This is a genomic window from Streptomyces sp. NRRL F-2664, from assembly GCF_000719345.1.
In the GTDB taxonomy this organism is placed as follows: domain Bacteria; phylum Actinomycetota; class Actinomycetes; order Streptomycetales; family Streptomycetaceae; genus Streptomyces.
Genome location: NZ_JOFX01000054.1, coordinates 1 through 26,073, shown reverse-complemented (window position 1 = coordinate 26,073; position 26,073 = coordinate 1). Strand labels below are relative to the sequence as shown.

Below are 26,073 nucleotides of genomic sequence, written 5' to 3'. Positions count from 1 at the left end.
TGCCCTGGGCCGTGTGGTGTCCTCCACCAGCGGCGAAGTCACCGCCGCACCCTCCTACGGCACGGGCGGCATCCCGCACAGCACGGTCCTGAACCCGGCTGCACCGGATGTGTATCCGGGGCAGGAGTTCACCGCAGCCCTCACCCGCGACCTCGCCGGGCGCCAGACGGCTAAGACCCTCACCCAGGGCGATCCCGGCCAGGGCGACACCCGCACCGGTGTGCGCAGCACCTACGATGCGGCCGGGCGCCTGGCGTCCCAGACCGACCAGCTCGGCAACACCACTACGTTCTCCTACACCCGTGAGGGGCAGGTGGCCCAGGCTGTGGTGGAGACCCGTGACGGCAAGGCCGTATCCCGGACTGCCTACGCTTACAGCCAGGACACCGGGCTCCTCACCTCCGCCGCGGTCACGGATGCAGAAGGTGCTGTCACGGCCCGGCATATGGAGTACGACCGGCTGAACCGCCTGGCCGGCCTGTGGGAAGGGGAAGGAGAAGCAGCCAGAGAGAAAACGCTGATCTCCTACGGATATGACGGTGAGGGCCGTCTGGTGTCGGCCGCCTACCCCGACGGCAAGACCGTCTCCCGCACCTACAACGCAGCAGGCCAGCTCGCCACCGCCATCGACGCAGCGGGCGCCGACACCGAATACGCCTACAACCCCGACGGCAGCCTCAAGAGTGCCGTCCAGGAGACCGCGGACGGGCAGACCGCTTCTGCGGCTTACACCTACGACAGCCTCGGACGGCTGGCGGAAGCCGCCTACGGCAACGGCACCGTACTGGCTGTGGACTACTACGACAGCGGCCAGCCGGAGAAGGAGACCCTCACCGGCAAAAACGGCACCGTACTGTCGGAAACCGCCTACACCTACAACAGCCGCGGCGACCTCGCCACCCGCACCGACACCCGCCCCCCGGCTGCCTTCACCGGCAGCCAGGCAAAGGCAGCCGGTGAAGGCACCTCCGGCACGGCAGTGACCACCCACACCGTCCACTCCTATGACGCCTACGGCCGCCTCACCTCCACCGCCCTCCACAACGGCACCGACGCTAAAGGGCCTTTGCTGCGGACGACGGCCTACACCGCCAACGCTGCAGGCGATGTCACTACCGTCACCGTCACCGGTGCGGACGGGAAGAAGACCGCCACCGCGCACGTGACCGATCCGGCAGGCCGCCTCACCGCCCTCACCACTGACGGCACCACCACCGCCCAGAGCTGGGACGCTGCCGGAAACCTCCTCAAAGGCGCCGACGGCACCGCCTGGACATACACCCCCGACAACAAGCCCGCCACCGCCGTCACCGCAGACGGCACCCGCACCGAATACACCTACTGGGCCGACGGGAGCCGCAGATCCTCGGGCACCACCGCCGGCGACGGCACCCGCAAGGCGGTCCTGTTCCATTACACCCTCGGCGGGGAGATCGCCAACGACACCCACACCAGCAGCGACGGCGGACCTAGCCGCACTGCCACCTACCTCACCGGACCGGCAGGCCGCGAAGCACGCACTCTCGCGGGCACCCCCCAGACCGCCCTCTACCTGCACGCTGACCGCCGCGGTAACACCGTTCTCGAAACCGGGCCGGCCGCAGATATCCGTACCTGTCGGTCGTACACCGACTACGGCCAGGAAACACAGCCAGGCGGCGAACCCCGCACACCCGCCACCCAGGCCGCAGACCCCGCTGCTAACCCCTTCCGCTTCGGCGGCGAATACACGAATACCGAAACGGCCACCCACTATGCCCCGGCCCGCCTCTACGATCCCGCCACCGGGCGCTTCACCACCCGCGACCCCCACCCCGTACCTCTCAACAAATACCAGGCATTCGGGGCAAATCCCGTAGAATACACCGACCCGACCGGGAACGGAAAAAGCCGCGCACACGCGAACAGAATGGCCGCCAAGGAGAAGAGGGCTATCCAGGAGTCGGACCGGGCGGCACGCGAGGTGCAGGAAAGCCGGGGAGAGCAGGCCAGGGTGGAATTAATTGACTACCAGAAAAGCAGGTGGGCTCATCTTTCTCCGTCCAGCATCACCATGAACAAGTACGGATGGAGCACTGATGGCTCCGTCCCGCAGCCCGCCCAGGCTCTGCCGTACCGGGGTGCCGTCATCCCGCAGCGCGCTCGCGGATCACAGGCAGTCGAGGCACATGGATACATAGATGTCTGGTTCCTCGGGGAAACTAATGAATCAAATCTGAATTTCACGCTCAAGTCTCTCGGTGGGCGGGAAAGCTCCCCCGCCCGCCAGGAGTTCGTGGGCATCGGAATAAAACAAGACGGCGTAGTCCGGTACTTCGGACGCTACGACGGGGAGAATAACCTCATCAACGAAGTCTGGCTGAAGCTCTCTGAATCCGGGAAAAAGCTGGCAGGCTCCGACTGGGCTGAACGGGCTTACGGGGTGATCGATGTCACCTCCGCCAAGGGTGTATGCAGCAGCTGCCAGGCCGGCCTCCTCAGTCTTTCAAAGCGCCTCCCCGGCGTCCTTATATCCGCCCGATACCCCGGAGATAAGGTGCACCGGCCTACGCCTGAACTCTACTCGTTAACCGGCTGGGTGAACGGATATGAAGGCGCAGCCGTCGTGGGAAAACAAGCCTCCGGCCCCGTATGGGGATTCAAAATAAGGAACGGCCGCTTTGTCAACTGAGCCCCGATCCACTGTGAAGGCAGTTCCCGCCAAGGAGGACGGCGCGGCGATTCCGACTGCATCAACGTGAAGGTCCGCGAGGGCCAGGCCGCAAACCGCCCGGTCTATATGGCCCTGGCGGTCACGGCCGAGGGCCACCGCGACATCCTCGGACTGTAGGCCGACGGCGAGGAGGCGAAGTGCCAAGCACTGGCTCCGGGTCCTGGCCGAGCTGGAGAACCGCGGCCTCGAGGACGTCCTGATGCTGGTCTGCGACGGTTGAAGGGCCTGCCCGACGCAGTCGGCGAGGTCTGGCCCCAGGCCGTTGTCCAGACCTGCGTGGTCCATCTCCTTCGGGCCTCGTTCCGCTGGTGCGGCCCGCCAGGACTGGGACAAGACCGCCAAAGCCTTGAAGCCCGTCTACACAGCGCCGGCCGAGGACGCCGCGACGAGCCGGTTCCCTGAGTTCTGCGAGGAGCGGGGACAGAAGTATCCGGCGATCGTCCGGCTCTGGGAGAACGCCTGGGCGGAATTCGTCCCGTTCCTGCAGTTCGACGCCGAGACACGGTGGAACGTCTGCACGGCGAACGCGGTCTGGGTGCTGTACTTCTGCCATGGATTGGGGAGTAGCTACCCAGGCCGGTGTTCAAAGCGAGTCCGCCCTGACTTGAACGCGATTGGCCCCTGAACGGGGTGCCCTGGATTCGAAGTGTCGGGCAGGCCCGTGAGCGCGGGCCTCGAGTGCCTGGCTTGAAGAGAGCCTGTCCGACTCAACCCAGATCTGCCGACACCCACGAGGCCCGCGCTCCCGCCGCAGCCGGTCCCCGGGAGAAGCAGTGGCGTTGGAAGCAAGGCATGGAGTCGACGGGATAGACCCGCACAGACACAGCGCCACCTTGGCTGTTGTCGAACAGCCACGGGCACTTGGCCGACGTGGCTTCCTTCCCGGTGACCCCGGCGGGCATCGACGAACTGCTGGAGTTCCTCACTGACACCGAGCTGGCTATCGACCGCATCGGAGTCCAAGGATCCGCCGCGTTGGGCCAAACCCCTGGCCCTCTCCGCGGCCGGATACGACGTCCGGGAGGTCCAGCCCAATCGCACCGCCGAGCGGCGCCGACGTTTTCAGGCACCGTCGACAGGTGGGGGCTTGGCGTGGGGCAGCCCCCGCCTGTTCCCGGTACGCGGTGTTAGCCGGCGGTGAGGGGGGAGGGCCGGTCGGACAGGACCTTTGCGACGGTGTCTTCGGTGAGGCCGTCGAGGGTGATGTCGTAGGTGCGGGCCATCTGCTGGAGGCGGGCGACGGTGCGGCGTACGGCTGCCGGGCTGCCTGCCGCCCATTCGATGTGCAGGAGGTCGCGGTATAGGACTTCGGACGTCTCCTCGATGTCGAGGGCGTGCAGCACGGTGCGGCGGGCGGCATCGAGGTCGGGTGTGTCGCCGTCGGCGTGCCAGCGGGCCAGGGTGTGCGCGATGTCGGTGATCCGGGACAGCATTTCCTGGATCACGGGGTCGGCCCACGGCAGAGTGCGGCCGTCGAAGGGCTTCCCGCGCACCAGCGCCATGGCGCCTTCCAGATCGGCGATTCCCCGTGCCGGGCCGCTGGCCAGGGCGGCGGCGGCCAACTGCTGAAACTGCTGCCAGTCCGACGTCACGGCGGGGTGGAAGACGTACCCCGCGCCGTTCTTCGGGCGCGGCAGCAGCGGGGCCTCGTCGTCGGCCAGGCCGATTTCGTTGCGCAGCTCGGAGAGCCGCGAGTGCAGGGTGCGGGTGCTCCACGGGTTCACGGGGTCCATGGCCCGGCACAGGTACTCGGTGGTGCGGCCGGGCCGAAGGTGGATCAAGGCAGCGACGGCGGTGGTCCGCAGGGTGTGGGCGCCCGTGGCGCCGGTGCCGCCGGTGATCCGCAGCGGCCCCAGCATCTCGATGCGCACCCCGCCCTCCTGATGCGCCGCGCTCTCCTGATGCGCCGGTTCGGCGTCCGGTTCGCCAGCCTGTGAGGGGAGCGCCGGAGAGGGCTCAGCGCCGTCTTCTGGCTCTTCCTCGTCGTTCTGGGCGGCGCTTGTTTCGGCGGGTTGCGGCGGATTGGCAACGGCGGTCGGTGCGGGGGCGGTTCCGGCGAGGAGGGCGGGAAAGGGGTTGCCGGGGTCCGGGGTAGCTGCGGCGCTCGTCACGCGCACCGTGAGCGGCTTGCCTGCGGCGGCAGCCGAGCCGTGGTCCTCGCTGAATTCCCAGGGTCCGGTCGCGGGCACCGGTTCCCGGGTGGAGACCTGCAGGGCGTGCACATACCCGCGGTACTGGTCGTCGGTGACCCGCTGCAGGGTGACAGACGTGTCCAGCAGGGCCAGGAGTGGCCGCTCGCCGCGCGTCGTGTCGAGGATCTCGGCGTGGGGGAATGCGCGGCGGGTGCTGTCGGTGGCGGGCAGTACGACGGCCGTCTGCAGGTGACGGGCGGTGGACAGTGCGTCGGCGAGCTGGATGACGTCGTTGTCGGCGTGGCTGCCGGCGCCGATGAGCAGCCAGGGCAGGACCTGCTCGCCGCTCTGGTGGGCCTCCAGGAGGAGCTCTCCCAGGTCGGCGGCGACGGCGGGCAGGTGCGGCATGGTGCGGATTCGGCCCTGGGGCAGCAGGCCGGCGAGTCGGGTACCCAGTCCGGCGGTGAGGATCTCGCTGTAGTCCGTCCATGCACAGGTGCCCAGTTCCAGCGCGAGGGCCCGGGCGACTTCGAGGACCTCGTCGTCGGTGCCGTCCAGCAGCAGAACCTGGCAGGTCGTGAGATCGGCCAGAAGCAGCCCCTGCTCGTCGGCGCCGAGGGTGACCAGCCCCGGATAGGGCGCCTGCACGCCGTGCAGTTCTCCGGGTTTAGCCATGGCCTTCCGGGGGTCCAGGACCCAGGTACGGGCGTCCGGGCCCGCCGTGAACGGGGGGAGAGGCTCGGCAGGCTCGTCGAGCAGCAGGGTGACGGCCTCGTCCGTGCTGAGGCGGGCCCCGCGCAGAGCAGGCAGCCCCCGGTCGTTTTCGGCGCTTTGCCGGGCGAGGGTGCGCAGGACGGTGTCGAGGAGCTCGACGCCGGCGGGCTCCGCCGCAGCGGCCAGGGCCTGCTCGGTGGAGGTGGGTTCGGCGTCCTGGGCGATGGTCTGCCCGGCCCGGCGCTGCCGCTGCTGCAGAACCCGACGTACGCCCAGCGCGCCGGCGAGGGACGAGGCCAGCAGCGTGCCGACCCCTGCGATCAGCGTCCAGTCGATGCCGGCGCCCTGCTTTGCGGAGTCGCTGGCAGGCGGTGCCTGCGTCGTGCTCGCCGCTGGCGCTGGCCACCGCGTGCCCGGCGCAGTCGGGGCCGCAGAGGTGCCGCTGCTCGGCGCTGAGGCTGTGGGGGCCGGCGTGGGGGAGCCGGACTGCGCCGTGGCCGTGCGCGCTGCGGGTGCCGGCCCAGCCGGTGCCTTCGCGCCCGCCTCTCCTCCGGTCTCTTGAGCATCCTTCCCGGGCGCGGGGAGGGTGAGTTGCTGGCCCGGGTAGATGAGATCGGGGTCGGTGAACGTCCCCGCGCCGTCCGGGAGGGCTTCTCCACGGTTGAGGTCGAAGATCTCCATGTACCGGTCGGCGTCACCCAGCTGGGCCACGGCGATCCGGGACAGATTCTCCCCTTCCCGCACCGTGTACTCGGCACCCCCGCCGCCGGCCAGGCCGGCGGACGTCCCCTGTGCCTGGATCCCGGGCGCTTCGGCCGGGACGGGAAGGGCGAGGACCCAGCCGGGCCGGATAGGGCGGTCGGCACGGAACAGGGATCCGTCGGCCATGGTGCGTCCCTCGTTCAGCTGGGCGATCTGCTCCCACCGCTGTCCGTCGCCCAGGGTCTGTTCCGCGATCGACCACAGGCTCTCTGCCGGCTTCACGTCCCGCACCGTGTAGCTGCCTTGCGCGCTGGTGCCGTCGTCGCCCGCCGCGGCAACCGGCACGGCTCCGCTGGCGCTGGGGACGGCAGGGGCGCTGACGCTCACCGGCGCAGTCGGGGTGTCGGCTGCGGTGGCGGGAGCGGCGAAGGCGGTGGTGGCGGGCAGGGCCAGCAGGACCGCGCCGACGAGGGTGGCAGCGGCGCGCTGGCCGACCAGGCCGCGGATCTGCGGGGCGGCGCGGCCGCGGAGCTGGGCGGGGATCTCCAGCAGCACCGCACACGCGAACAGTGCCCAGCCGATCCATCCGGCGATGGCGAGGGCCAGGAGGAACACCTGGCCGGAGTCGCCGGAGAACAGGGAGCCGAGCGCGGCAACTCCGGGCGGGCCGACGACCGAGGTGGCCCGCCACAGCAGGATCGGCAGGCCGGCCAGGAGCCCGGCAAGGAGGAGAAGGCTGAGCAGGCCGCGGGCCACGGCGGCCGCCGTCTGGGCGCCGCCGCGCGCGGGCCGCGACGGCTTCGGGATGGGCTTCGACATGTTCGGGTCCTTCTCGATCGGCGCCCTATTCGGGCTGGGTCACGCCGTGCAGGAGGCGGGCGCTGCCGTGCCCGGAGACGCTCATCGAGCCGATGCCGGCGACGGACAGGAACCTGGTGGCATAAGAGCCGTTCACAGCGACGGTCAGCTGGGTGCCGTCGGCGGAAAGGCCGACGCTGCCGCGGGCGCCGGCCCGGGAGAGGTAGGCGTGCGCGGCGGCCTGCGCGGCTGCCGGGTCGACGCGGATCTGCTCGCCGGTCACTGCGGCGCCCGGGGCGATGGCCTGTCCGGCGGCCCGGGCTGCTTCCATGGCGACCGCGTCGGCGCGTTCGGCGGCGCGCAGCTTGCCGCCGCCGTCGATGGCGAGGCCGATGATGCCCAGCAGGGCGATGGTGCAGATTGCGGTGTAGACGGCGACGCCGCCCTTGTCGCCGTGCAGCCGCCGGCGGCCCCGGCGGGGTGCGGGATCGGGCATGGCGTCACCCCTCCCGGGAGCGGTAGGCGTCCACGACGGACGTGAACGTGCTGGTCATGGCCTTGGACCCGGGCATCCCGGGCAGCAGGAGGTCCGACAGCGGCACGGTGCAGGAGACGGTCACCGTGACGGTGCCGACCTGGCCGAGGGGGACGGCGAGCCCGGAGGCGTCGATGCTCGTCGACGCCGAAGCGCACCGGATGCCCTGGTCGTTGAGTGAGCGGGCGGCGGCCTCGGCGGCCTCGCTCTCGGCGCCGGCGTGGGTACGGGAGATGGAGGCGGCGCGTGCGGCGTCCTCAGCGGCGGCGTCGACCTTCGAGCCCGAGGTGACGATCCGGCCGCCGGCGATCGCCGTACACAGCAGCATCAGCAGCAGCGGGGCGACGATCGCGGTGGCGATGGCCTCACTGCCCCGGTCCCCCTGCAGCCGCCCGCGCCAGCCGCCACCGGAACCCATGGCGGTCATGGCGTGGTCCACCGTTCGCGGGGAGCCGACGCCGACTGCGACACCGACAGCCCCGACAGGCCCGGCACCATCGAGGGGGCGCTGCCGGTGACGGTCACCCGCACATCGGTGGCCGTGCTGCCGTCCGTGCTGACGGCAGGTGCGCGCAGGCTGTCTCCGGCGATCCGGCCGAGCGTCTCGCGGGCGCGGTCGGCACCCGCGCCCTCCGGGGACTGATAGGTGCGGGCCGCGGCCACGCCTTCACGCGCGGCGGTCAGCGCGACGTTGCGCGCGTGGACCCACATCGCGGCCTGCACCACGGCCACCGTCAGCAGGATGACGAACGGGAACACGATCGCCATCTGGATGGACGACTCCCCCCGGTCACCACACGCCAGGCCTTGTGCACGGCCGGCCCGGTGCTGCCGGTCGGCCGGGTCGTCGTTGTCGTGCGGCACGTTCCTCCTTCCCCCGCACACCCTGGTATCCGTCTTTGGCGCGGTCAGATGCCGGAGAGGGTGGTGTTGTAGCGGCCGATGACCACCGCGATGGTCCCGGCGATGGCGATCGCGCCGGCCACCGCGGCGACCCAGATGATGATCGTGGTGATGGAGATGTCGCCCCGGTCGGCCGGGCCGCCCTGCTCCAGGCGGGACTTGTACCAGCGCACAGCGCAGTGGGCGGCATTCGTGGCACGGGCGGCGATCTTGTTCAGCATGGCGTGTTGCCCCTTTCGGGTCAGGTGCTGAGCATGCGGATGATGGCGGGGAAGGCGATCAGGAGCATCACCAGGACAGCGAGGAGCGCGCCGGGGGCGGTCATCTTCTCGCTGTCGGCGTTGGCTTCGGTCGCCTGCGCGGTGAGGAGCTCGGTGCGCAGGTTCTTCGCCCGGGAGCGCAGGGTGGCGTAGACGGAGGCGCCGTCGTCGGCGGACTGCCGCATGATCGCGGCGAGGTCGTCCAGGACGGGCAGGTCGAGTTCGGCGGTGAGGCGGGCCAGGGACTCCCAGTGGGGGACCTTGTCCACCCGCGAGCGGGCCAGGGCCTGCTGGATGCGGACGAACGCCCAGCCCTGGCCGGTCTGCGCGGCCTGTTCCATGGCCTGCTCGGCCGAGACGTTCCCGGCCCGGCGCAGCGCGACCAGGTCAAGGTAGGCAGCCATGGCGTGCGCGAACTCCGCGCGGGCCCGCTTGGCCTTGTCCCGCAGCGCCAGGTCGGGCGTGAACCAGAGCAGCACTGCGGCGAGGATGCCGACGATGGCGGGCAGGTACAGGGGCAGGCCGAGCAGCAGCAGCGGGATCGTCGACAGCGGGGGCAGCAGCAGACCGCCGACCGCGAGGGCGACCTTGGTGAGCATGAACTTTGCCGGGGTGGTGCCGGCCAGTACGAGATCCTTGTGGGGGATCCGTACGCCGGGGACGTCGGTGAGGTGCTCGACCAGCCACTGTCCCCACCGCTCGTCCCGGTCGGCTCCCGCATCGCCGCTACGGGGTGGGGCGGGCTGGTTGAGACGGCGCAGCGCCGGGCCGAGGGCGGGAGCCGGGCGCAGGACTTCGCGGATCAGCAGGGCTGCGCCGGCGCCGATCGCCGCCCCGGACAGGATCGCGGCCACGGGCATCATGCCAGCACCTCCGCGCTCTCGTGCCCGGCAGGATCGGCGGCCGCGGCGGGCGGGGTGACGGCGCTGCGCGGGTCGGCGACCAGGAAGCGGGGGACCGGCTTGGCGTCGGCGATCTGCCGCATCAGCGCCAGCACACCCACGAAGCCGGCCGAGAGGACGGCGAGGACCAGCTGGCCGAGCACCGTCCCGTAGGGGGCGGTGTAGGAGGGGATGAGGAAGCCGAGGCCGATCACGGCCAGGGTGATGATGGTCATCCACCGCATCGTCGTACGCGGCTTGGCCCGGTCCGCCTCGATCGCCCGCCTTCGGGCGACCTCCTCGTGCACCGACTCGGCGAGGTCATCCAACGCCTGCGCCAGGCCGGGACCGCGGTCGGCGGCCGACAGCACGAGCGCGGCCACGACCTTGTCCGCGGTCACGTCGTTCAGTGCGTCGCCGAACAGGCGCAGCGCATCGGCCGGGCGCCAGCCGACGTGAAGCCGGTCGACCAGGTCGCCGACCTCGTCGGCGATGTCCTCGGGGCAGCCCTTGCGGGAGATCCGCAGCGCCTCGTCCAGGCCGCGGCCGAGACGGAGCACGTTGGCCAGGCGCTGGGTCCAGTCGCCCAGCGCCTCCAGCTTCCCGATCCGGGTCGTCGCGGACTTGGTGGGCGCGAGCAGCCACGGCACCCCGATCACGGCCAGGAACACCAGCGCCCCGGCTACGAACACCCCGGTCACCAGCCACAGCACCACCGCGGCCACAGCGCCGCCGGCCAGCCGGGTACGGCGGGCCATTCGCTCGTCCCGGCCGGCCAGCTGCCGGCCCGCCCGAAGCCGCGCGGCGATCGTCGGGCCCTGGGGTGCGGTGGTGCCCACGATCCCGGTCACCAGCCCTACCAGTCCGCCCGCGAGGGCGAGTCCGGTCACCACCCACATCAGCAGCGTGGTCACAGGGCGGCTCCCTCGTCGACGAGGAGGGGCAGGGCTGCGGGCCAGGCCCCGCTCGGGACGTTCAGCAGGCCGGCGTCGAATCCGGCGCGGCGCAGGTCGTTGATGCAGCGGGGGTGCATGAGCGGTATCGCCCGCAGCTCGCCCCACTCCGGTCGCGGCCCGAAGATCGCGTTCGTCTCCGGCCGGCCTCCTTCACCGATGCCGGTGACCTCGAGGACGTGGGAGACGAACCGGTGGCGGTGACCTCCGATCCTCGTCTCGTCGATGGAGGAGACGAACACGATGAAGTGCAGCCCATTGGCGGCCTGCCGGTAGGCGAGCACCTCGCTCATGTTGGCCTGCGCGAGGAGGTACAGCTCGGCGATCCGGTCGAAAACCACCGACGGGTGGATGGCGTGCAGCGTGCACAGGTTCCCGCCCGCACCGTTGGTCATGGCTTGGAGCATCGCGACGATCTCAGGTCCGCGGACCTCACCCACCACGATCCGGGTCAGCGTCATGCGCAGGGCCCGGTACATCAGGTCCATGAGCGTGATCTCACCGGCCGCCTGCCCGGCTACCATCTCGCCGTTGGACTCGCGGGCCTCCATCGGCACGACCTGCCGGTGGTGGCCGTTCTCGTGGGCAAACAGCTCGTACTCGGTCTCCAGGGTGGCGAACCGCTCGTCGGGGTCGATCTCCCGCAGCAGGGCGCGCAGCAGGCTTGTCTTCCCCGCTGCCTGCCCGCCCGCGATCATCACGTTCTTCTCCGCACGCACGCACGCGCGCAAGAACGCCTCCAGGGTGGAGTCGAGCATGCCCCGGTCCACCAGTTCCGGCAGGTCGGCGTGGCGCATGCTGTGCCGGCGGATCGTGACGTAGGTGCCAGGAGTCACGTCGATGACGGCCTGCAGACGGGATCCGTCCGACAGCCGCAAAGCCAGGAACGGGTCCGCCGTCGACAGGCTCCTCTCAGCCTGTCCGGTCGTACGCCGGGCCAGGTCCCGCAACAGTTCGCGCAGCTCCTCGTCGGAGTCCGCGACCGGTGCGACCTGGATGCGGCGGCCGTCGGCGAAGTCCAGCCACACATCGGCGTACCCGTTGATGAAGATGTTCTCCACGGCCGCGTTGTCCAGGTGCTGCTGGAGCCGGCCAGCCCGGAACTGCAGGTCGAACACGGCCTGCGCGATCGCGGCGTCCTCGGCGGGGCTGGTGGCTGCGCCGCGCTTGACGGCCTCCGCGTCCGACCACACCGCCACCTGCTCGTTGATCAGGTGCCGGCCCTGCTGCTCCTGCGCGGCCGCGCTCATCCCCGGCCGGGCCCGCAGCAGATCGGTGAGGCGATCCCCGACCTCCTTCTTGATCAGGCGGACCGCCGCGTAGTCCATCGTCAGCACCACCGACGCCGGGGCTGCAGGGGCCAGCGCGGCCCGGGGATCCGCCGACGCCAGCGGGGCCGCAGGCGCCCCGACCGGGACCGGGCGGGGAGCGGCGAGGCGGGCCTGCAACGTGCCTGCGGCGACCTGCGGGTCACCGTGCAGAGGGCTAGCGCGCATGGCTGACCACCCGCCCCTCGACCGGCCCGGGCGGTGGGGCGAGCCGGGAACGCCGGACCTCCACCAGCTCCCGCACCCGCACCGCGGCGGACCGCGCGGAGCGCATCAGCGCCCCGGACTCGAACCGGCGGGGCTGCTCGGCCCCGTCGGAGAGCACCTTCGCCTCTTTGGGCTGCCACGGCAGGACAGCCGTGACCGGTACGCCCAGCGTCTTGCGGACCTCCTCCTTGGAGAAAGGCCCCTCGTCGACGAGCAGCATGCCCACCTCGACGCTGCCCCCGACGCTCTCACGCAGAGCTTCGAGCCGCACCTGGGCGCTCTGCAGGCTGCGCAGCGTGGAGCGCGCGACCACCAGGACGACGTCAGCCCGCTGCGCCAGAACCGCCGAAGGACCGAACGCACCGCGCCGGCCCAAGTCCACCAGGACGTCGTGCCCGTGCACCCCGATCCCGGTGAACAGGCGCGCCAGCGGCTGCCACACCGGCTCCATCGCGGAGGCGTGCGCGGGGTCGTAGAGGCCGGGCAGCACCAGCCGGTCCCGGCTGCCTGCGTCGGTCACATCGACCAGCTGACGCCAGAACGCCTCGACCAGCTGGCCCTGACGAGCCGCGATCGCCAGATTCCGCAGACCGTGCGTGTTGCCCAGCGTGCCCTGGAGCGCACCGGGAAGGATCGCCCCGCCGTCCGGGTCGGCCTCGGCCAGTATCACGCGGTGCCCCTCCGCGAGCGGCCACGTCACCAGCAGCGCCATGGCGGCCGTAGTCACCCCAGGAGCCCCCAGCCCGCCGGCCAGCGCGACAACCGCCATCAGCCGGCCTCCTGAGGCGCCAGGATCAACGCGACAGCACCGGTCGCCACCCGCGCGGCCAACGCCGGCCCGTCGGTCGCCGGCACCGCCACATCCACCACCACAACGCCCGTCGCCGGCGCGGCCGCCCCCACCGCAACCACGCTCGCCGCCACCGTCTTCGGCGCACCAGCCGGCTCAGCCGGCTTCGCCCCGCCCACCGCCTGGGGGCTGTCCGGGGTGGAGACGATCAGCACTTTCTGGCCCGGCGCGAGCCGGCTCGCCGGCAGCTGCGACGGCTTCAACGCCACACCCACCAGCTGCTCACCGGCCTTCACCAGCGACACCGACGTGACGTGCTCCGGGGACAGCAGCGCACCGGTCTTCAGGGCGACTGCGGCGCGCTGCCCGACGACGGACTTCTTCTTCGTGACGGGGACGGCCTTGACGGCCGGGTCCAGCGCCAGCGATGCGGGGGCCAGGTCGGCGTCGGTGACCGCGGCACCCACCGGCACGTCGCGTGCCACGACCAGGACGGCGGTGCGCTGGCCGGAAGCGGTGAACAGCAGCGCGCCGGACAGCCCGCCGGCCGCGATCAGGGCCACGGACAGGGCGGTCAGCCCTGGGCGCCGACGGCGCTGGCGGACCACGCGGGGGGCTGCCGCCGGCTGCCCGCCAGGGCCGCCGGGCGCCGGTACGGCGGCCTGGCCCGGCGTCACGGGCGTGGTAGTCGTACTCACGTGCTCTGCCTCCTGAGAGGGGAAGGGAAGTGCGGTCATAGGGCCTACTGGCCGACGACCTGGAGTTCTCCGATGCGCACCGCGGCCTGCGAACTGCGCGTCGTGGTCAGATCGCCCTGCTGGCCGCCCCCGGCCCAGTGCACGGCCCACGTCGTCGTCGCGGTCACCGGATACTCACCGACACGTGAGTATCCGGCGATGCCGCACTGGCCGCTGGCCCGGCTGGGCGGAGTCAGTCCGAACGACGGGCTGTAGGGGGTGCCGGGGAACGGGCAGGACACGCTGGTGCCGTTGCCGAAGTTCCACACGACGTCCTGCACGGTCGCCGTGGCGGTCACTGTCACCCCGAGCGCAGTCGCACTGGCCGACGTCGGTCCGGTCGTCTGCGGACTCGGCCCGTTCCACACCCACACCGGCACCCCGACCGTCCCCGTACCACCCAGCCTCGGAGCGATCCCGATGTCCGCACCCAGCAGCCGCATCTTCGTGACCGCCTCCTGCGCCAGAGCCTCCAGGTTCGGGCCGCCCCCGAAACCGGGAGGAGGGCTCTGGAACCACCGGAAGCCGCCAGCAAGCGGCTGTCCGGGACACTGCCCGTTGTAGACCGCCCCATCCCCAGGCGAACGGCCGACCCACACCGGGTCCTCCGCAGGTGGCTGCGGCTCCAGCAGTTGCCAGTAGCAGGAACTTGACGCGTCGAACCAGCCCGACTCCTTGTCGTAACAGGGCACCTCAAACGTCCCGCCTGAACCGTCCCGAGCCATGCAATTGACGGAACTACCCCCACCTCCGCCGCCCCCTCCTCCGAGCTTCTCTGGCTTCGGCGGCTTGGTGCCGCCAGAGCGGACGTCACAGTCAAAGACGAGCGGGGGGCATTCCGTGCCGGGTCCGGGGTCGGCTATGGCCGCTGGCTGCGTTACAAGGAGAGAGAGCAGAGCTCCTGTCACCACCAGGATGCGACGCATGGTCAGCATGTGCGGTCCCGGTCGATCTCAAGGTCGCGGATCTGCCACGCTCCGGCGATCTTGAGTGCGGTGTAGGTGCTGAGGTGTCGTCGTTTGCTACTGAGCGTTTCGACCGGCCGACCCGACTCCTTGATCACCTGGATGTATCCGGTGGTATCAACGCAGTCGGTGATGGTTCCAGCGGCGGGCGTCTCCGTCATGTCCAAAGCGCTGACCGTGGGGGACAGGATGGGCTCACCCTTCATGATCGAGCCGTTGTCCACGTAATAGGCGCGGGTCGTCTGGATTTTGGAGTAGGCCTTGTCGCCAGCAACCTTCTCAATGCCGGTGTCCTTCATCGAGCCACTCATGTACACCTTCAGCTGGGCGTCCCAGAAGGCTCTGTATACGCCGAGGAGTGCGTCCTTCTCGGCGGCCTGCACATCGGTCGAGGGGGTAAGTGACGCGGTCGGGCTAGGCGGTGGAGCAGCCTGGTTCTCCTTCGTGCAGCCGACGGTGACAACCGCAACCGTTGTCGCGAGCGCGGCGGCGGTGAGGAGCATGCGTAATCGTGTGGCGCGGGTGTCGTGCCGGTGTGCTGTTATCACGTGGAAACCCCCAAGACACCCTGCAGGTCGGATGGACAGCAAGCCTCATCGCTGCCGCAACGAGTTCGCGGGTTGCGATCTGTTGGTACAGCGCACCCTATGGCCAAACGGTCAGCAGGCCTATGGGATTCATGGGACGGAGGTGTCAATCGCGTTGCTATGACCCCAATGCGGTTGGGGGATGTCAGTTGGGAGGAGTTGAGTCCCCGCCTGATGGGAGTGGATGCTGATCGTGGAGGGGTGGCGCCGCGGGAACCGGCCCCTTGGCCTGTTCTCTGCGTATGTGATGGCCAGATGTGATGTTTACTCTGTTCAAAGGCGTCGGACCCGAAAGGGGATCCTCGAGCACAGAGGTGCGGAGGGCCGCGTGTGGCGAGGTGGTTTCCGGCGGCGTGAGGGGGCTGAGGCTACTAATCGTCGGACGGCCAGCGGGCCGATCGCATTGGACGGCGCCCCGCAGCCTTCTGCACCAAAAGGACGCCGGGCCGCCCAAACCAGCCCTACAACCCCGGCCACCTTGGCCAGATCACCGAAGGCCTCGAGGCCTTGTCAAGTAGAACCATGGCGCTGAACTGCTCGCCCCCCACTACCCGACCACCTCTTCGGGAAAACAAACGGTAAACGGCGGATCGTATCGCCGTTTGCTATCGGGGAGCGGTACGTCGGTAGGCGCAGAGTTTTTCGGCGCCGTCGATTTGCTGCCGGGGCGTGCGATGGCGCCCAGCGCCTGGGGCCAGAAGGTTGCGTCCGGGCTTGGTGCCGCTCGTTTCAGAGTGGTCGGCGGCAGCGGCTTCGGGGAACGTGCTGAGGGTCGGCAGGCTGCCGCGTAGTCCTCTACCGTCGTTAGCGGGCCTGCCAGGCGAACCGCCTCAGTGGGCGCCAAGCTGCGGGTCGGAGAGGGCGAGGGCTTCTTCTCGCCGGGCTTGCGCAGGCGGCCCGGCCGGCGTGCAGCCCACTGGGCAAGGGGTTGGTCGTCGTGCCTCCGTGAGGGCAGCACCCCATCGGCCACGGGCAGCATGCCGCCCCCTCCTCCTGGACTTCGGAGTAGGGGGCGGTGGTCCACGGGGTCAGGCTGGGGGGAGGCTCCTGATGATGTTGCCGGGGTCGTCCAGCCAGACGGTATTGCCGCCGACAGAGACTGTGAGGCCGAAGCGTTCGCGGTTCGGTTGGCCGTTTTTCTGGTAGGTGTCGTGGGCTCCTTCAGCGAGATCCCACAGTCTGCGAGGGCCTGCCTGGTATGCCGTTCCGTCGCTGATGCGGGCCCATGAGCCGTCGGCGGCCCACAGGCGGCAGCCGGTGACCTGGCCTGTGTCGTCAGGCTCGGAGGAGAGAGCCACGCCCGGAATCGTCAGAGATAGCAGGAAGGGGAATCCGTCCTTCGTAAATGGGGCTGCGGGTCCGAGTGCGGTCGGGCGGTGGTCGGGGTTCTCGGGATCGCCGGGGTACGGCGCGGAGCCGGCGGTGCCCGAGTCGCGGGCGGTCATGAAGTACGACGCTGTGGACAGGAAATTGCCTGCGGCTTCGCCAGCCTCGCTCACGACCAAGCGGACAGTGCCGGAGCCCACCGGGCACACGATGACGCCTCCGGGCCGCATCTGTTTCACCCATGTGTACGGGACCGCGGAGAAGCCGCAGGTGGCGATCAGCCGGTCGTACGGGGCTTTCTCCCAGTACCCCGCCCGTCCGTCGGCGGCGATCACGGTGGGCGTGTAGCCCGCCTCGAATAGGCGGCGTTCCGCTGTGTGGGAAAGCTCCGGGTCCACCTCGATCGTGGTCACGTGGTGAGAGCCGACGCGCTCACACAGCAACGCGGCGTTGTATCCGGTGGCGGTGGCCACCTCTAGGACTCGGTGATGCGGGCGTACGTCCAAGGCCTCCAGCATCACGAGCATGAGACTGGGTGCGGTCGAAGAGGAGGTGGCCACGCCATCCGTGATCTGCGTGATCAGCACGTCGTCGCTGTAGATGCGGGCCAGGTGTCCACAGTTGTCGAGGCTGACGAGCTCCTCCGGACTGTCCCAGAAGGCGGGGACGAACGCGTGTCGGGGCACAGTCTCGAAGGCGCGGCGCCATTCCGGATCGGTAAGGTCTCCTTTTTCCTGAAGGATATCGGCCAGTTGGATCCGCAGAGCGCGGGCCTCGGCGCTGTCCACGGTCATGGTTAACCTCCGGCGAGAAGTTCGGCGAGGGCGCGGGCGATGGGTAAGCCGGTCTTGTTCTGTATCCAGGACCACTCTCCAGACGGGTTGCATTCGAAGAACACCCATTCCCCATCCGGGGTGACGGCGAAGTCAAAGGCTCCGAAGTTGAGGCCGAAGTGGTCCAGCCAGCGTAGGACCCCGGCCCTGACTGCGTCGGGAACCTCGCATGGCTTGTAGGTCAAGGAGTCGTAGTCGGAGCGCCAGTCGATCCGGGAGGCGTCGCTGCCCGCGTGGATTTCGGCGGCGAACATCTTCCGGCCGATCACGGTCAGGCGGACTTCGTGTGCCTTCGGGATCCACTCTTGGAACAGGTGCGCGGTCAGGCCCACGGAGTGGTCCAGGTCGTTAGGGTTGATCAGGTGGGTGGGAACGCCGTTGCGGCGCCCGTCCTCGTAGTTGAGAGGCCCGCCCATGAGGGGCTTGCAGATCAGCGGTCCGTTGATGCTTGCGGCGAAGTCGCGGGCGTCCTGCGGCACGTTAGTGACCAGAGAGCGCGGGGTGCGCAGTCCACTGCGGGCGGCTACCGGGAGCTGGACCGGCTTGTGGGATGCGATCCCATCGACCTCGGGGCGGTTGACCCACAGTACGGGCAGGGCGTACAGGGTGCCCAGGAGACCGGCCAGGGCTTGATCAACGGCCCACGTGTAGTGGGGTTCGGCTATGGCGTCGGTGATTAAGGGGAGGCGGGGCCGCCGGTAGTAGACGGCCCTCACCCCCTCTAGCCGCACGGTGCGAAGGTCATTGGTCAGGGGCCCGGACCACGGACCGACGGTGTGCTCGGCGGTGAGCGAGATTCCCTGCGGGAAGTCGCCCATGTCGAAGCGCATCACCGGCATCTGGAGGGTGGACAGCTCGTCCACGACCAGGTCGGCCGCCGGATCCATCTCCTTCGCGACGACTAGCACCGCGCCGCCGTCCAGTCGCTGGGTCATCGCATCATGTACGGGTCGGACGTGTCGTCGTTCTTCGAGTCCCAGTTGGTGTTTGTGCAGGATGCGGCGAGGCTGGTGTGAGCCAGCAGGACGCCGTCCTTGGTGATGTTGACCTGCCTCTGACGGTCATAGGTGAACGAAGACCCGTCCACCTCGATCGTGTACGGGACGCGTTCGGCACGGGCGCCGAACGGTACGAGCGGGGCTGCTGGCATGGTGTCCTCCTGTAGATGAGTATGTGTAGGTGGTGTGTACCTCGCCCGTACCTAGCGCCTGTGAAGACGTGGGCGGGGAGTCTGGGGGGCGTCAGCAGGCGTCAGCAGGCGTCTGCGCGTCGGAGGGCGCCGGGTTCGGCGATCCACTCGATTCCGCCACCCTCGGGGCGTAGGAAGACGGCCTGCGGATTGATCCGGCGCGTCTTCGGATCCTCCCACTCGCCGATGAACTGCACGATCGCTTCGCATCCCCGCTCTGGGTCCAGGACGCGGGCCCCTTCGTGCAGCCAAGAGGGGAGCTTGCTCACTGGTCCCTCGCTTTCGTCGCCGGGTTCGTCAGTGCCGACGCGTCGTAGGCATGTTTCCCAATCGCTCTTGGCTAGGGCCAGGAGAGTGGAGCTGGAGTCCAGACTGTCGGAGGCGTCACCCCAGGGCGCACACTCCGGTTGGTCCTGCATCTGGTGGGTAAGCGGGTGGCGGCGGGGGAGAGGCTGTTGGGTCATGGCGTCCTCGGTCGGGAGCTACGCAGCGGGGTGCGGGGTGCAGGGGAGGGCTTGCACCGCGTTGCTGGGAAACCACCTGGAGCCCAGCGCCCCGGGCGTCTGATACATAGTCAACCAGTGCGCGCTTACCGTGAGTACGGTTGGAGTAGCGCTGGACCGTGAACGTCGTGAAAGCTCGGGGGGACCACATGGCTGCACGCACACGCACACCGAATACCGGGCTTGCCAGACTCTTCGCGGAAACGGGTTGGTCGCGGGGACAGTTCACCCGCGCCATCGGCCGCGTGGGCGCCGAGATCGGCGTGGTGGCCTACTACGATGAGTCGGCGGTGCCGCACTGGTTATCGGGCACGATGCCCCGCAAATCGGTGCGTCCGCTGATCCTGGAGGCCCTGTCACGCAAGCTCGCACGGCCGGTCACCGCATTTGATGCGGGGTTCACGAAATCCCCCGACCTTTCCCCGGCGCCTGCGGATACGGTGGCTGGATTGGTCGATCTCGGGAGCGCTGATATGGACCCATCACGCAGGGCTGTACTGGGTGCCGGACTCTTCTCGGCGGCCTTAGTGATCCCGGACTGGCCGGACGTCCTTGACCGGTTCGAGCGGCTACGCTCCGACCCGCACACCCGGATCGGGACGCCCGAGGTGAACGCCGTCATCGCGATGACCGAGCACATAAGCGGCCTCGACGACGCGTTCGGCGGCCGGATGGCCCGCCCCCTAGCCGCAGCGTTCCTTGTCAACATCATCGCGCCCTACCTCAAGGCCGACGCTTCGGATGGCGTCCGTAAGGCGATGCTGTCCGCTGCATCCGATCACCTCTACCTAACTGGGTACATGGCCATGGATGAGCGCGCAGACGGCCTTGCTCAGCAGTACTACACGAAGGCTCTGGAGCTGGCGGGCGCGGCGGGTGACCACCTGACCTACTGCACGACCTTGCGAGGGATGAGCGTCCAGGCTGTTGACCTCGGGCACGGGCCGCTGGCGGTGCGCCTGGCGGATGCGGCGGCATCCGCCTCCCCGCAGGCCGGGCCGAGGACGGTGGCGTTCCTGATGGGGCAGCACGCCCACGCTGCAGCGCAGACCGGGGACCGGGCCGGTGCCTTGGCCAAAATCAAGGAGGCCGAGGTCGCGATGGACAAGGCGGAGTCCCGGGCGAAGGCGTTCGGCTCCTACGACCCGTCGTCGCTGAACTACCACGTGGGGCAGGTCCAGTACGAGCTGGGCGACATCGCTGGTTCCATCGAGTCCCTGCAAATGGCGGACCGTCTGCGGGAACCCGGCCACCGCCGCACCCGCGTCCGCTACAACGCGATGCTGGCGGAGCGAAAGCTGGCTGTGGGGCGCCTGGAAGAGGCATGCGTGGACTGGCACCGGGTCCTCGACGACTACCCGAACGTCCAGTCGGGCCGGTGCGACGATCGGATCCGCATCATGCTCTCCGCGATCGCACCGCACCGGAAGAACGCCCATGGGCGCGAGCTGTATGACAGGGCACTCCCCATGCTGAAGGCTGCCTAACGACCTCTTCCATGGTTGTTCTGAGGACGTGTTCAGCAGTGGATCGGCTGTTGATCACGCTCGTCCGGCGGGCAGTGCGCGGGTGGTGAACGGCTGAGCTGTTTGCCGGTCAGGGCGGAGTCCGGCGACGGCTCGGATGGTGTCGGGCAGGGTTTCGCGTTGGCCGTGGTGTCGTTCGAGGACTCGCCGGTTCTTGATGTGGGCGATGCCGTGTTCGACCGGAATTCTTACTGATCGGTGGGCGTACCAGGCCGCTTCGTGACGGGCCATGAGCCATTGCAGGTGCTCGAGGTGCTTGCCTCTGGATTTGCGTGGTGGCATGACGACCTGGCCGCACGTCTGGGCGCCAAGTCCTGTCAGCCGGCGTCCGCGAGGAGGCTGCGGCCTGGTCGGGGAGGTGCTTGGCGGCGTGGGGGAGGAGCGCGGCCACCGGGTCGGTGGTGGTGATCCCGGCGCCCGTAGGCCGGGGAGGAGGAAGCGTTGCTGGACCAGGCCTGCGAGGAGGTTGTCTACCGCGGTGGGCTCCGCTCGGGGGCAGACCGCGGCGAAGTTCGCCGCGAGCTCGCTCCACCGGATAGGTGTCCGCGCGTCCTCCACGGCGCCGTGGACAGGCCCTGTCAGGCGGATCTGCATGTGATCGGATTCGACGCCGGGTGTGGTGGGCGGCCGAGGCTGGAGGTGAGCAGCAGCAAATCCGTGCGCAGCCTGGGGTGTGCTTCAAGGCGGACGACGAGGGCGTTGACGGCGGCGTCCGGCTCCGCGACGGCCTGGTGCTCGTGCCGATCCGTAGTTCCGGATTGGGGCCGTAGCGGGCGGCGGCGACGCCGGCGACCAGCCCGAAGGGGGTGGCGCGCCCGCGGGCGCGCAGAAGGTAGCGCAGCACGGGCAAGCACGTGCGGTGTGCGTCTGGGGCGGGCAGGGGTCGACGATGGTGATGTCGAGGTCGAAGTCGGCGTCGTCCTGCTCGGCGGTTGTCGCCGGGGTCGTGGCCGTGCCGATCTGAATCGTCATCGGGTCCCCTCCTTGGAGTGGTGGATGGATGGTGCGATGTCCCGGGGCCGGTCGGCCCCGGAGTGTCAGGCCCAGGTCACCGACACGTAGCCGTGGCGCTTGCGTGCCGTGCCCGGGGGCAGCGGGGACGGCGCGGCGCCCGGCACGTACCGGATGGTTGCCGCCCCCCGCCGCTGGTGGTCCGTCGCCCACTGCTGCAGGAGCTCGACGTACTGGGCGGCGAGCGCTTCGGCCTGCGGGCCGTGGGCGATGACGCCGCTCTCGAAGCCGACCGTCCCGGTGTCCTTGTTCGGGCGCCGGGTGCGGTAGGCGATGCTGTCATCGTCGACCAGGGCGGCCACGCCGAGGCGGGCGGACGGCTCCATGAGCCCGCTGTCGATGACGTCCTGGGCGGCGTGCAGGCGGGCGGGAGCCGGCAGGTTCAAGGTGAGAAACCAGTCGAGCTCGTCGGGCAGGTCGTAGGCGGCCCACGACCACACCTCCAGCCGGTCGCCCTCCAGAGCTCGGGCCAGGGCTTGTGCATTAAGCGGGACGTTCTTGTTATCGGTCTGCAAGGCCACGCCGTCCAGCAGCAAGGCCTTGCGGTCCGGGACGGCTCCCTCACCCTGCATGGGCACGAAGGAGGCCAGCCGGTAGGAGCGGCTGACGAGGCAATCGCCGTCGCGATCGAAGGCGACCGAGCGGGTGGTGCCGCATACGGTGAGCGGGACGACGAGTCGGCCCTTCGCGGTGAGTCCGCTGATCCACGACGGCGGGATGTCCCACGCGGAGACCGTGACCATGATGCGGTCGAAGTGCCCGAGCACGACAGCGCTCTCGGCGTCGGCCACGACCGTCTTGACCCGGCCATACCCGGCGGCGTCCAGGTGCGTGCGCGCGCGGTCGATGACGTCACGGTCGATGTCGAGACTGGTGACCTCGCCATCGGCTCCGACGAGTTCCTGGATGAGGGCGGCGTTGTAGCCGCCGGAGCCGATCTCCAGCACCCTCATGCCCGGCTCGATATCGGCCTGCTCCAGCATCACCGCCTGCAGGTGCGGAGCCGAGATGACGCTGATGTCGAGCCCGTAGCCGTCCTTCTTCACAGGCATAATGCTGTGCAGGTCGTAGGCCTGTTCGAGAGGCATGTCCGGTGCGAACAGGTGGCGGGGGACGGCGGTGAAGGCGGCTGTGAGCGACTGGGAGGTGATCGCGTCCTGGTCGTGCAGGGCCTGCACCATGTCGGCTCGTAGGGCCTCGGGGCCGACGGTGTCGAGATGGGTCATCCGGTTTCCTCTTCCTTGTCGTGGTCAAGCAGGGGGAGGACAATCGGGGTCGGCCTCGAGCTCGGTCCGTAGTCCGGGTCCTCCCAGGTGTCAAACGGCGCCAGGACTGCGGAGGCGTCTCGCAGTAGTGGGCGCAGCAACTGAGCATCACCGTGCCCGAAGTCGGCGGCGGCTTGGACGAGGTAGCGCAAGTACGGGTACAGGGCCTCATCGCCGAGTATGCAGGGACATGGCAGTGGACGGTGACGGCGAAGCGGACCAGCCTTCAGGGTGATCGGTCGGGTTTAGCTTTTTGAACACCTCGGATATTGCTCTCGCATCCCACGGGGCTTCCACGGCCTTCCACAGCCAGTTCTCGGCCAGCTGCCGGTGCCCCTGGGACAGTGCCACGGACCCCATGCGGTAGCAGGAGTCGGCGTGCTCCCGGACCCCCAGGAGTGGCTACTCACCAGGCCGTCCCTCGCTCCAGTCACCTTTGGGCCGGTCTCAGAAATCGCGCCTCCCCGCAGCCGCCGCCTTCACCGTGCTTATCCACTCGCGGGGCGCCTGGTACCTCAGGGCGCCCCGGCCCGTCAGGATGCGGACCTCGTTCTGCGGACGGGGTTCGTGCTCCAGGCTGATGGGCCAAGAAGCAGCTCCCGCCGCCGCGTACCACGTGCGGCCAGATAGGTCCTGCGGGAAGAAGGTCAGGACGTCGCGCGGGTGTCCGTATCCCGCGCCCAGTAATCCCAGATGTTGTAAACGCACTGCCCCGTCCGCGGGAAGCTCCGGCCGTAGCGGAGACCGAGACCACTCGCGATGGCCAGCATCGCCGTGCCGGCCACTTCATTGCGGGTGTGCGCATGAGGACGGAACAGCGTGACGACAGGCACCGATGCGCCCAAGGTGTAGGTGGTGTCGACCTTGATCCCCGGCAGGAACTCCGGGTCCGGCGGTGCGAGCCTGCTCACCGACTCCTCCCGCATTCAGCCGCCGCGGTGCACGGGCGGTGCGGGGGGGGTCTCTATGTCCTTCGTCAAGGACATAGAGCCGGGTATGGGGTTGTTTGGGGTGGTCATGCGGCGAGGGTGATGGTGGGCGTTCGGGACTCGTAGAAGGTGTTGTCTCGGAGCATGGCGAACAGGACGCTGATGCGTTGGCGGGCGAGTCGCAGGAGTGCCTGGGTGTGCGTTTTACCTCGTGCTCGTTGCCGGTCGTAGTAGGTGCGGGAGGCCGGGTCGGCGTTCATGCAGGCGAAGGCGGAGAGGAACATAGCGCGTTTGAGCTGCCGGTTTCCGCCCCGCGGTGCGTTCGCCATGGATCGAGGTCCCCGACGATTTCGTGGTGGGGGCGAGGCCGGCGTAGGAGGCGAGGTGGGCGGCGCTGGGGAAGCCGGTGCCGTCGCCGACGGTGACCAGCAGGACTGCGGCGGTCCTGACTCCGACTCCGGGCATCGAGGTCAGGACCCGGTGAAGAGGGTGGGCCTCCAGCAGGGTGCTGATCCGGGCTTCCAGTGCCCGGCGCTGGTCGTGGACCGCGGCGAGCGAGACGGCCAGGGACGGGATCACGATGTCGAGGGTGCCCGTGCCGGGAACGATGACGGTCTGCTCATCGAGGGCGTCGAAGATGTCATCGATCAGCCGCTGAGCCATCCGCGGGGCCTTGGGCCGGATCAGCTCGACGAGCCTGCGTCGGCCGGCCTTGCGCAGGGCGGCCGGGGATCCGTAGCGCTCGAGGAGCCAGGGGATGGCCGGGTGGTCCAGCCGGGGGCCGAGCACACGTTCCAGCGACGGGTGGAACTGGGTGAGCAGGCCGCGTATCCGGTTGCTGGTGCGGGTCGCTTCGGCCGCGAGGTCCTGGTCGAAGCCGGTCAGCACGGTGAGCTCGGCGGTGATTTCGTCGGCCAGCGCCAGTGAGCGCAGGGTGTGGGGCATCGTCCGGGCGGCGTCCGCGATCACCGCGGCGTCCTTCGCGTTGGTTTTTGCCTCGCCGGGGTAGAGGTCGGCGATCCGCCGCATCGCGAGTCCGGGCAGGTAGGCGACCTCACAGCCCGCGTCGCGGGCGACCGTCAGGGGCAGGGACCCGATGGACGCGGGCTGGTCCACGATCACCAGGACCGTGCCGAACTTGGCCTTGAGCTTGTCGAAGACGGCCCGCAGCTTCGGTTCGCTGTTGGGCATGGGCTTGTCGAAGACCTTCTTGCCGGCCGGGGTCAGCCCGTGGCCGTGGTGAGCGGTCTTGCCGACGTCCATCCCGAGGAAGACGCCTATGCTTTCGGTGTCTAACATTGCACCATTCCAGAGGTGTTGACCGTGCCGGCCTCGGCGGTGGCACCGTGCTCGCGCATCCACGTTATGCAGACCTGCCGCCCGCGAACTGCCCGGCATTGCGCCGGGCCGGGCGGTGGCCGGGTCTCTCATCAGCGTCTCCGACGGCACCTGCCGGGCCCGGCGGCACCACCCCCCAGGTCATCCGTTCGACAGAGGGGACACAGTCATACCGGGCCCGCAGGCCAGCGGTCCCATTGCAGGACCGCGAAAAACATAACGGGGGGGGAGAGAGCGAAGCACTGACGGCCGCGCAGGCCGGCCGCGCTTCCGCCGCCTGCAGACGCGACCCGCTTTACCGATCCCTTGCGACGGCACGACTCGCGGGCGCTGAGGCACAGGCACGCGAGTACACCGGCGTGCAGAGTTCGGTCGATCACGCCCGCACGGCGCTCCGCAAGGGCCGACCCCGGTGAGAAGCGGCCGTCGTGGCTCGGCTTCTACGGCGAAGCCGAGCTCAAGGGACTGACGGCGCTCGTCATGGAGGAAACCGGCGGGCACGCGGAGGCAGAGGCGTTCCTGCACCACCCTGACCCGCCTACGCCCGGATCTGCTCCGCAATCGGGGGTACTACTCCGCCACGCTCGCCCTGGAGGAGAACTACGTGCTGCGGCGCCGAACGCGTCGAGTACTTCGAACTGGATGAATCGCTACACCGAGGCGAGGGGAACCCAACTGGCGGTCGAGCTCCAGCAGGTGACGGCGGAGCAGCTGCCGCTCGTCCGGCAGGCCATCCTCGACATTCACGTCGAAGTCCGACACCACGACTTCGGGCTAAACAACGCGTTCAACTCGCGCACCCGATTCGACGAGCGGCTGACCGCATACTCGTCGAGGCCGGGATGGTCTGCCGGGGACTGTAAAGAGAACGGTGTAACTCCGATCATGGAAGAGTGCACCTGTGACCAGCGAGAACATAGCCAAGCCGTCTCCGGTGGGGACTGTGCC

The 26,073-nt window shown here is 69.4% G+C and carries 21 protein-coding genes and 5 pseudogenes; 4 read left to right on the top strand and 22 right to left on the bottom strand.

Features of this window, described 5'->3' with window-relative positions; translation table 11 throughout:
- Positions 1–13 precede the first annotated feature (13 nt).
- Complete coding sequence (locus IF89_RS0131420; protein WP_030775233.1) at positions 14–2,671, top strand: RHS repeat-associated core domain-containing protein; 2,658 nt, start codon at positions 14–16, stop codon at positions 2,669–2,671.
- A gap of 54 nt (positions 2,672–2,725) precedes the next feature.
- Positions 2,726–3,245 (top strand): annotated as a pseudogene (locus IF89_RS38485) (IS256 family transposase); the annotation flags it as partial.
- Positions 3,246–3,840: 595 nt separating this feature from the next.
- Here the strand turns inward: IF89_RS38485 and IF89_RS38480 are convergent.
- From IF89_RS38480 to IF89_RS0131335, 16 genes are all read right to left on the bottom strand, one after another.
- Positions 3,841–7,080, bottom strand: a complete 3,240-nt coding sequence (locus tag IF89_RS38480) for a LysM peptidoglycan-binding domain-containing protein (RefSeq protein WP_043194645.1) — start codon at positions 7,078–7,080, stop codon at positions 3,841–3,843.
- Between the two features lie 25 nt (positions 7,081–7,105).
- Positions 7,106–7,555, bottom strand: a complete 450-nt coding sequence (locus IF89_RS0131405; protein WP_030775230.1) for a pilus assembly protein TadG-related protein — start codon at positions 7,553–7,555, stop codon at positions 7,106–7,108.
- A 4-nt stretch (positions 7,556–7,559) separates the two neighbouring features.
- The gene (locus IF89_RS0131400; protein WP_234327936.1) at positions 7,560–8,021 is read right to left on the bottom strand and encodes a TadE/TadG family type IV pilus assembly protein; all 462 of its coding nucleotides are present in this window, start codon (positions 8,019–8,021) and stop codon (positions 7,560–7,562) included.
- A complete protein-coding gene (locus IF89_RS0131395) occupies positions 8,018–8,458 on the bottom strand; it encodes a TadE family protein (RefSeq protein WP_324605380.1) in 441 nt (146 codons plus the stop codon). The genes IF89_RS0131400 and IF89_RS0131395 overlap by 4 nt, the downstream gene beginning before the upstream one ends.
- Positions 8,459–8,502: 44 nt before the next feature.
- Positions 8,503–8,718 carry a hypothetical protein gene (locus IF89_RS0131390; RefSeq protein ID WP_107047398.1) on the bottom strand — a complete coding sequence of 72 codons (216 nt, stop codon included), beginning with the start codon at positions 8,716–8,718 and terminating at the stop codon, positions 8,503–8,505.
- Between the two features lie 20 nt (positions 8,719–8,738).
- Complete coding sequence (locus tag IF89_RS0131385) at positions 8,739–9,620, bottom strand: type II secretion system F family protein (RefSeq protein ID WP_030775221.1); 882 nt, start codon at positions 9,618–9,620, stop codon at positions 8,739–8,741.
- Positions 9,617–10,537: a type II secretion system F family protein gene (locus IF89_RS0131380; protein ID WP_030775218.1), complete on the bottom strand. Its 921-nt coding sequence runs from the start codon at positions 10,535–10,537 to the stop codon at positions 9,617–9,619. Before IF89_RS0131380 ends, IF89_RS0131385 begins: the two co-directional genes overlap by 4 nt.
- Before the next feature lie 11 nt (positions 10,538–10,548).
- Positions 10,549–12,087, bottom strand: coding sequence for a CpaF family protein (locus IF89_RS0131375; protein WP_030775216.1), 1,539 nt, complete (start codon positions 12,085–12,087; stop codon positions 10,549–10,551).
- On the bottom strand, positions 12,077–12,895 hold the full coding sequence (locus IF89_RS0131370; protein WP_030775214.1) for a hypothetical protein: 819 nt from the start codon (positions 12,893–12,895) through the stop codon (positions 12,077–12,079). Before IF89_RS0131370 ends, IF89_RS0131375 begins: the two co-directional genes overlap by 11 nt.
- The gene (locus IF89_RS0131365) at positions 12,895–13,479 is read right to left on the bottom strand and encodes an SAF domain-containing protein (RefSeq protein WP_324605379.1); all 585 of its coding nucleotides are present in this window, start codon (positions 13,477–13,479) and stop codon (positions 12,895–12,897) included. Before IF89_RS0131365 ends, IF89_RS0131370 begins: the two co-directional genes overlap by 1 nt.
- Positions 13,480–13,658: 179 nt before the next feature.
- Complete coding sequence (locus IF89_RS46195; RefSeq protein WP_158717947.1) at positions 13,659–14,345, bottom strand: ATP/GTP-binding protein; 687 nt, start codon at positions 14,343–14,345, stop codon at positions 13,659–13,661.
- A gap of 236 nt (positions 14,346–14,581) precedes the next feature.
- Entirely contained in the window at positions 14,582–15,121 is a 540-nt protein-coding gene (locus tag IF89_RS41070; RefSeq protein ID WP_051807882.1) for a hypothetical protein, read from the bottom strand.
- 1,112 nt (positions 15,122–16,233) lie between these two features.
- On the bottom strand, positions 16,234–17,325 hold the full coding sequence (locus IF89_RS0131350) for a methyltransferase domain-containing protein (protein WP_030775206.1): 1,092 nt from the start codon (positions 17,323–17,325) through the stop codon (positions 16,234–16,236).
- A gap of 2 nt (positions 17,326–17,327) precedes the next feature.
- Positions 17,328–18,299, bottom strand: coding sequence for an ATP-grasp ribosomal peptide maturase (gene tgmB, locus IF89_RS0131345; protein ID WP_030775204.1), 972 nt, complete (start codon positions 18,297–18,299; stop codon positions 17,328–17,330).
- Entirely contained in the window at positions 18,296–18,514 is a 219-nt protein-coding gene (locus tag IF89_RS0131340) for a hypothetical protein (RefSeq protein ID WP_030775202.1), read from the bottom strand. The genes tgmB and IF89_RS0131340 overlap by 4 nt, the downstream gene beginning before the upstream one ends.
- Positions 18,515–18,615: 101 nt before the next feature.
- Positions 18,616–18,822 carry a hypothetical protein gene (locus IF89_RS0131335; RefSeq protein ID WP_030775200.1) on the bottom strand — a complete coding sequence of 69 codons (207 nt, stop codon included), beginning with the start codon at positions 18,820–18,822 and terminating at the stop codon, positions 18,616–18,618.
- A 383-nt stretch (positions 18,823–19,205) separates the two neighbouring features.
- On the opposite strand from IF89_RS0131335, the gene IF89_RS0131330 reads away from it, so the two are divergent.
- On the top strand, positions 19,206–20,543 hold the full coding sequence (locus IF89_RS0131330; RefSeq protein ID WP_030775199.1) for a hypothetical protein: 1,338 nt from the start codon (positions 19,206–19,208) through the stop codon (positions 20,541–20,543).
- Between the two features lie 54 nt (positions 20,544–20,597).
- On the opposite strand, the gene IF89_RS47985 is transcribed toward IF89_RS0131330, so the two are convergent.
- The 6 genes and pseudogenes from IF89_RS47985 to IF89_RS38475 all read right to left on the bottom strand — a co-directional run bounded on the left by IF89_RS47985 (position 20,598) and on the right by IF89_RS38475 (position 25,086).
- A complete protein-coding gene (locus IF89_RS47985; protein ID WP_234327935.1) occupies positions 20,598–20,813 on the bottom strand; it encodes a hypothetical protein in 216 nt (71 codons plus the stop codon).
- A 192-nt stretch (positions 20,814–21,005) separates the two neighbouring features.
- Positions 21,006–21,176: pseudogene (locus tag IF89_RS49670) on the bottom strand (lantibiotic dehydratase); the annotation flags it as partial.
- A 139-nt stretch (positions 21,177–21,315) separates the two neighbouring features.
- A pseudogene (locus IF89_RS49665) lies at positions 21,316–21,462 on the bottom strand (lantibiotic dehydratase); the annotation flags it as partial.
- Between the two features lie 157 nt (positions 21,463–21,619).
- A complete protein-coding gene (gene fxlM, locus IF89_RS0131310) occupies positions 21,620–22,819 on the bottom strand; it encodes a methyltransferase, FxLD system (protein WP_030775196.1) in 1,200 nt (399 codons plus the stop codon).
- 686 nt (positions 22,820–23,505) lie between these two features.
- The gene (locus tag IF89_RS0131305; RefSeq protein WP_030775193.1) at positions 23,506–23,769 is read right to left on the bottom strand and encodes a hypothetical protein; all 264 of its coding nucleotides are present in this window, start codon (positions 23,767–23,769) and stop codon (positions 23,506–23,508) included.
- Between the two features lie 104 nt (positions 23,770–23,873).
- Positions 23,874–25,086, bottom strand: a pseudogene (locus IF89_RS38475) (IS110 family transposase).
- 681 nt (positions 25,087–25,767) lie between these two features.
- On the opposite strand from IF89_RS38475, the pseudogene IF89_RS47980 reads away from it, so the two are divergent.
- A pseudogene (locus IF89_RS47980) lies at positions 25,768–26,073 on the top strand (hypothetical protein); the annotation flags it as partial.

Bases quoted from the DNA above. Each gene is read 5' to 3' on its own strand.
- IF89_RS0131405 (WP_030775230.1), bottom strand. From the start codon at position 7,555: ATGCCCGATCCCGCACCCCGCCGGGGCCGCCGGCGGCTGCACGGCGAC.
- IF89_RS38480 (WP_043194645.1), bottom strand. From the start codon at position 7,080: ATGTCGAAGCCCATCCCGAAGCCGTCGCGGCCCGCGCGCGGCGGCGCC.
- IF89_RS0131375 (WP_030775216.1), bottom strand. From the start codon at position 12,087: ATGCGCGCTAGCCCTCTGCACGGTGACCCGCAGGTCGCCGCAGGCACG.
- IF89_RS0131330 (WP_030775199.1), top strand. From the start codon at position 19,206: ATGGCTGCACGCACACGCACACCGAATACCGGGCTTGCCAGACTCTTC.
- fxlM (WP_030775196.1), bottom strand. From the start codon at position 22,819: ATGACCCATCTCGACACCGTCGGCCCCGAGGCCCTACGAGCCGACATG.
- IF89_RS0131400 (WP_234327936.1), bottom strand. From the start codon at position 8,021: ATGACCGCCATGGGTTCCGGTGGCGGCTGGCGCGGGCGGCTGCAGGGG.
- IF89_RS0131340 (WP_030775202.1), bottom strand. From the start codon at position 18,514: ATGCCAGCAGCCCCGCTCGTACCGTTCGGCGCCCGTGCCGAACGCGTC.
- IF89_RS0131390 (WP_107047398.1), bottom strand. From the start codon at position 8,718: ATGCTGAACAAGATCGCCGCCCGTGCCACGAATGCCGCCCACTGCGCT.
- IF89_RS0131350 (WP_030775206.1), bottom strand. From the start codon at position 17,325: ATGACCGTGGACAGCGCCGAGGCCCGCGCTCTGCGGATCCAACTGGCC.
- IF89_RS0131385 (WP_030775221.1), bottom strand. From the start codon at position 9,620: ATGATGCCCGTGGCCGCGATCCTGTCCGGGGCGGCGATCGGCGCCGGC.
- IF89_RS0131380 (WP_030775218.1), bottom strand. From the start codon at position 10,537: ATGTGGGTGGTGACCGGACTCGCCCTCGCGGGCGGACTGGTAGGGCTG.
- IF89_RS47985 (WP_234327935.1), bottom strand. From the start codon at position 20,813: ATGGCCCGTCACGAAGCGGCCTGGTACGCCCACCGATCAGTAAGAATT.
- tgmB (WP_030775204.1), bottom strand. From the start codon at position 18,299: ATGACCCAGCGACTGGACGGCGGCGCGGTGCTAGTCGTCGCGAAGGAG.
- IF89_RS41070 (WP_051807882.1), bottom strand. From the start codon at position 15,121: ATGCTCCTCACCGCCGCCGCGCTCGCGACAACGGTTGCGGTTGTCACC.
- IF89_RS0131370 (WP_030775214.1), bottom strand. From the start codon at position 12,895: ATGGCGGTTGTCGCGCTGGCCGGCGGGCTGGGGGCTCCTGGGGTGACT.